The sequence below is a fragment of the Streptomyces sp. NPDC052036 genome (assembly GCF_040680495.1).
Taxonomy (GTDB): domain Bacteria; phylum Actinomycetota; class Actinomycetes; order Streptomycetales; family Streptomycetaceae; genus Streptomyces.
The window spans coordinates 1-5,031 of the sequence record NZ_JBFAWW010000095.1; the positions used below are offsets into that span (position 1 = coordinate 1).

Sequence of the window (5,031 nt, forward strand, 5' to 3'; positions counted from 1 at the left end):
GGGGTGTTGGGGGCGCAGTCGGGGGAGCGGTTCGGGCGGGTGTTCGGGCCGAAGGTGGTGGGTGCGGGGGAGTTGGACCGGGTGCTGCGGGCCAGAAAGGTGCCGTTGGACTTCTTCGTCGCCTTCTCGTCCGTCGCCGCCCTCGTCCCCACCCTGGGGACGGGCGGGTACGGTGCCGCCAATGCCTTCCTGGACGCGTTGATGGCCCGCCGTCGCGCCGACGGTCTGCCCGGTCTCTCGGTCAACTGGGGCCCTTGGGCCGGGGTCGGCATGGCCGCCCGGGACTCCGCCGACCACGAGAAGACCGGACTGCGGCCGATCCCGGCGGACAGCGGTGCCCGTATCGCGGTCCGGCTGGCCTGCACGGCCCCGGCCACCGCGGGAGTCGCCGTCGTCCCGGCCGACTGGGCGGCCTTCCGCTCCCTGCTCGGCGACACCCTGCCGGACGGGTATCTGGACCGGCTCGCCGGTCCTGCCACCGGGTCCGCGGCCACCGCGGCCGGTGCCGGGCGCGCGGCTGCGGCGGGTGGCGCCGCGGACCGCACGCCGTCGCTGCGCGCCGAGCTGGCCGCCGCCCGCGACCCCCGCACCCTCCTGGCGGAACGGGTCGAGCTGATGCTGCGCCAGGTGCTCGGCTCCCGGCACCCGGTCGGCCGGCACCAGGGCTTCGCCTCCCTCGGCATGGACTCGCTCATGGCCGTGGAGTTCCGGGCTCTGCTGTCGGACGCCCTGGAGCTGAAGCTGCCCACCACCCTGGCCTTCACCCACCCGAACCTCGACGACCTCGTGCCCTTCCTGGCACAGCACCTCGCCCTCCCGTCCGCCGAACCGGCAGAGGACCCGGCCGGCGAGGTGGAGCAGGAGGGCTCCGGCGCCGCGGCTCCCGCCGACACATCGGCGAGCGAGCTGATGGCCCGGATCTCGGAGAAGTACCGCACACACCGGCGCGCCTGACCCGGCGCACCGTCCGCGGGAGCACCTGACCGGGGGCTCCCGCAGCACCGCGACACGTACCGAGAAAGGGACAGGTACCGAGACCGTGACGACCCTCTGCGCCACCGTGCGCCGCCCCCCTCCCGCACCCACCCCGCAGAGCCGCTGATGGCCAGGCAGAGCGACACCGCTCCGGACCACGCGCTCACCCGCCCGCGGTCCGCCCGCACCGCTCCCGGGGCACTGGCCGACGCACCGCCGCGGCGCGGCACCGAGGTGCGCCTCCTACGCGCCTTCGCGCACTGAACCGCCGCTCAGAACCGCCGAGTTGTTGGAGGGAAACGCCACCATGGCCGGAACGACGCCGCACGACGAGCTGCTGGCCTCGCTGCAGCAGTCCGTGTACGTCATCGACAAGCTGGAGAGCGAACTCGCCCGCAGCCGCGAGGAGATCGCGATCATCGGCATGTCCTGCCGGTTCCCCTCGGCGAACGGCACGGCCGAGTTCTGGCGGCTGCTGCGCGAGGGCACGGACGCCATCACCGAAGTCCCGCCGGACCGCTGGGACATGGCGGCGCTGTACGACCCGGACCCGGCCGCCGCCGGGAAGCTGTACACCCGCTACGGCGGCTTCGTGGCCGGCGTGGACCGGTTCGACCCGCTGTTCTTCGGCATCTCCCCCAAGGAGGCTGCCCGTCTCGACCCCCAGCACCGGATGCTGCTGGAGGTCACCTGGGAGGCCCTGGAGGACGCCGGGCACGCCCCGAGAACCCTGCGCGGCAGCCGCACCGGCGTCTATGTGGGCATCGCCGAGAACGACTACGCACGACTCGTCGAGGAGGCGGCCGGCACCCGACTGGAGCACTACGACGCCACCGGCACCGGCTTCTGCTTCGCCTCCGGCCGGCTCTCGCACGTCCTCGGGCTCCAGGGCCCCAACATGGCCATGGACACGGGCTGTTCCAGCTCCCTGGTCGCCCTCCACCAGGCGGCGTCCGCGCTGCGCCTCGGCGAGTGCGACCTCGCCCTCGCGGGAGGGGTGCACCTGCGGCTGTCCCCGACCACCTCGCTGTCGCTGGCCAGGACCGGGGCGCTGGCCCCGGACGGCCGGTGCAAGACCTTCGACGCCCGCGCGGACGGGTTCGGCCGCAGCGAGGGCTGCGGGATCGTCGTCCTCAAGCGGCTGTCCGACGCCCGTCGGGACGGCGACACCGTTCTCGCCGTCGTACGCGGCTCGGCCGTCAACCACGACGGCCCGGCCAGCGGCTTCACCGTCCCCAACCAGTCCGCGCAGATCTCCCTCATCCGCGACGCGCTCGCCAACGCGGACGTCGCACCGGACGAGGTGTCCTTCGTCGAGACCCACGGCACCGGCACCGCCCTGGGCGACCCGATCGAGGTCGGCGCCCTCGCCGCGGTGTTCGGCCGCAGCACGCATCCCGTGCTGCTGGGCGCCGTGAAGAGCAACATCGGTCACACCGAGGGCGCGGCCGGGATCGCCGGTGTCATCAAGACGGTCCTGGCGCTGCGGCACGGCGAGATCCCCGGCAACGTCCACTTCACCGACCCCAACCCGCATGTCGACTGGGCGGACCTGCCGTTCACCGTACCGACCGCGCCCACCGCGTGGCCCGCGGCGCACGGCGCCCGGGTCGCGGGGGTCAGCTCCTTCGGCATGAGCGGCACCAACGCGCACATCGTGCTCGCCGCCGCCCCCGACGACGACGCCCCCGGGCCCGCCACGGAGCCCGGCCGTCCCGTGCACGTCCTCGCCCTGTCCGGCCGCACCGAGACCGCGCTGGCCGACGCCACCCGCCGGATGGCCGGCTTCCTGGCCGAGGGCGCGGGCGGGGCCCCTCTCGCCGACGTCTGCTTCACCGCCGACGCCGGCCGGGACCACTTCGAGCACCGTCTCGCCGTGGTGGGCGGCTCACCCGGGGAACTGGCCGAACGACTGACCTCGGGCACCGGGGCCCGCGGATACGTCCCCGCACACCGGCCCGAGCCGACCGTGGCCTTCCTCTTCACCGGCCAGGGCGCGCAGTACACCGGCATGGCGCGCGGGCTGTACGCCGCCCAGCCGGTGTTCCGCCGGACCGTCGAACGCTGCGCCGAGCTCTTCGACCGCCACCTGGACCGGCCCCTGCTCTCCGTGCTGCACCCGCAGGACACCGGCGCCCCGCGCGACGGGGAAGACGACCCGGGGCAGCAGCCGTTGGACCGTACGGAGTACACCCAGCCGGCCCTGTTCACGGTCGAGTACGCCCTTGCCGAGCTGTGGCGCTCCTGGGGCGTCACCCCCGACATCGTGCTCGGCCACAGCGTCGGCGGGATCGTCGCGGCCTGTGTGGCCGGGGTGTTTACGCTGGAGGACGCGACCGCGCTGGTGGCCGAGCGGGGCCGGCTGATGGGGGCGCTGCCGGACGACGGTGTGATGGTGTCGCTGCGCGCGGACGAGGCCGCCGTCGCCGCCGCCGTCGCCCCGCACCCCCTGGTGTCGATCGCCGCCGTGAACGCGCCCGGCGAGGTGGTCGTCTCCGGCGCGGCCGACCAGGTGGAATCGGTCGTGGCCGTGCTCGCCGAGCAGGGCGTCGAGGCCCGCCGCCTGCCCGTGTCGCACGCCTTCCACTCCCCGCTCATGGCCCCGGTCGCCGAGCCGCTGCGCGCGGTCGCGCGACGGCTGCGCTACACGGCCCCGCGCATCACCGTGGTGTCGGACCTGACCGGCGTCCCGGCGGACGCGGACGAACTGTGCGACCCCGAGTACTGGGTACGGCACGCCCTTCAACCGGTGCGGTTCGCCGACGCCGTACGGGCCGCGCACACCGAGGGCGCCCGGGTGTTCGTGGAGGCCGGGCCCAAGCCGGTGCTGCTGGGCCTCGGCCGGGCCTGCCTGCCCGATGCCGGGAACGACACGGACGACGCAGCCGATGCCACGGCCTGGGTGCCGAGCCTCAGGCCCGGCCGGGAGTGGTCCGAGCTGCTCGCCGGCGTGGCCGCCCTGCATGTGCGGGGCGTGCCCGTGGACTGGGCGGCCGTGGACGGCCGTACCCACGCCCGGCGGGTCCCCCTGCCCACCTACCCCTTCCAGCGCGAGCGCCACTGGTTCACGGAGCCGCCGGGAGGCGCGGCCCGCGCCGCCACCCGGGTCAGGCCCCTGCTCGACACCCGGGTCCGGCTCCCGCTGTACCGGGCGACGGTCTTCCAGACCGAGCTGGGCACCGGCACCCTGCCCCTCCTCGGCGAACACCGGGTGGGCGGGGCCGTGGTGTCGCCCGGCGCCTGCCATCTGGCGATGGCCGCGAGCGCCGCCGAGGCGGCCCACGGCGCGCGCACGGTCGTCCTGCGCGATGTGGTGTTCCCCGCACCGCTGGTGCTGCCCGACGAGGGCACGCGCACGGTCCAACTCGTGCTGAGCCCGGCCCAGGACGCCTCCGAGCAGGAGTTCCAACTGCTCGACGCCACCGAGGCCGACGGGTCCGAGGACCCCGGGAGCGCTCCCGTGTTCGCCAGTGGCCGGATGGTCACCTCGGAAGGACCCGGGACGGACCGGACCGTGGATGTGGCCGCCGTACAGGACCGGCTCGGCCGGGAGACCGACCGTGACGCTCTCTACGCGCGGCTCGCCGCCCACGGCATCGCACTAGGGCCCCGCTTCCGCAGGCTGGACCGGATCTGGGCCGACGCGGACGAGGCCCTGGCCGCCGTGACCCGCCCGGAGCCCGGCGTCGCCCCGCTCGCCCCCGTCCACCCCGGCCTGCTGGACGCGCTGTTCCAGGTCACCGAGGCGTGTGCGCTCGCCTCGGACGCGCCGGACGAGGCCCGGCTGCCGTTCGCGGTGGCCCGGCTCGCGGTGCACCCGGGCGCCGACGAACGTGCCCACTGGATCCACGCCCGCCGTGCCGAGGACGGCCGGTGGGACGTCGACCTCCTGGACGCCGACGGCAGGCCCCTGGCGGAGGTCGAGGGCTTCGAGGACCGTCCCGCCCGTGGCCTCACCGCCGCTGCTGCGGAGTGGGCGGAGTGGTTGGTGGGTGTGGAGTGGTCGGAGGTGGCTGGGGAGGGTGTGGGCCCTGGGTTGTCGGGGCGGTGGTGTGT

3 protein-coding genes are annotated in these 5,031 nt (G+C 75.1%); all 3 read left to right on the forward strand.

The annotated features are described in order from the left end of the window. Nucleotides 1–954: beta-ketoacyl reductase (locus AB0L95_RS41730; RefSeq protein ID WP_365171842.1), on the forward strand; the 954-nt coding region annotated here is incomplete at its 5' end. A 147-nt stretch (nucleotides 955–1,101) separates the two neighbouring features. Beyond that, a complete protein-coding gene (locus AB0L95_RS41735) occupies nucleotides 1,102–1,239 on the forward strand; it encodes a hypothetical protein (RefSeq protein ID WP_365171844.1) in 138 nt (45 codons plus the stop codon). A 43-nt stretch (nucleotides 1,240–1,282) separates the two neighbouring features. Next, the coding region (locus tag AB0L95_RS41740) for a type I polyketide synthase (protein WP_365171846.1) at nucleotides 1,283–5,031 on the forward strand (3,749 nt) is incomplete at its 3' end.

Excerpts from the sequence above, each read along its gene's own strand:
- AB0L95_RS41735 (WP_365171844.1), top strand. The coding sequence starts at position 1,102 with ATGGCCAGGCAGAGCGACACCGCTCCGGACCACGCGCTCACCCGCCCG.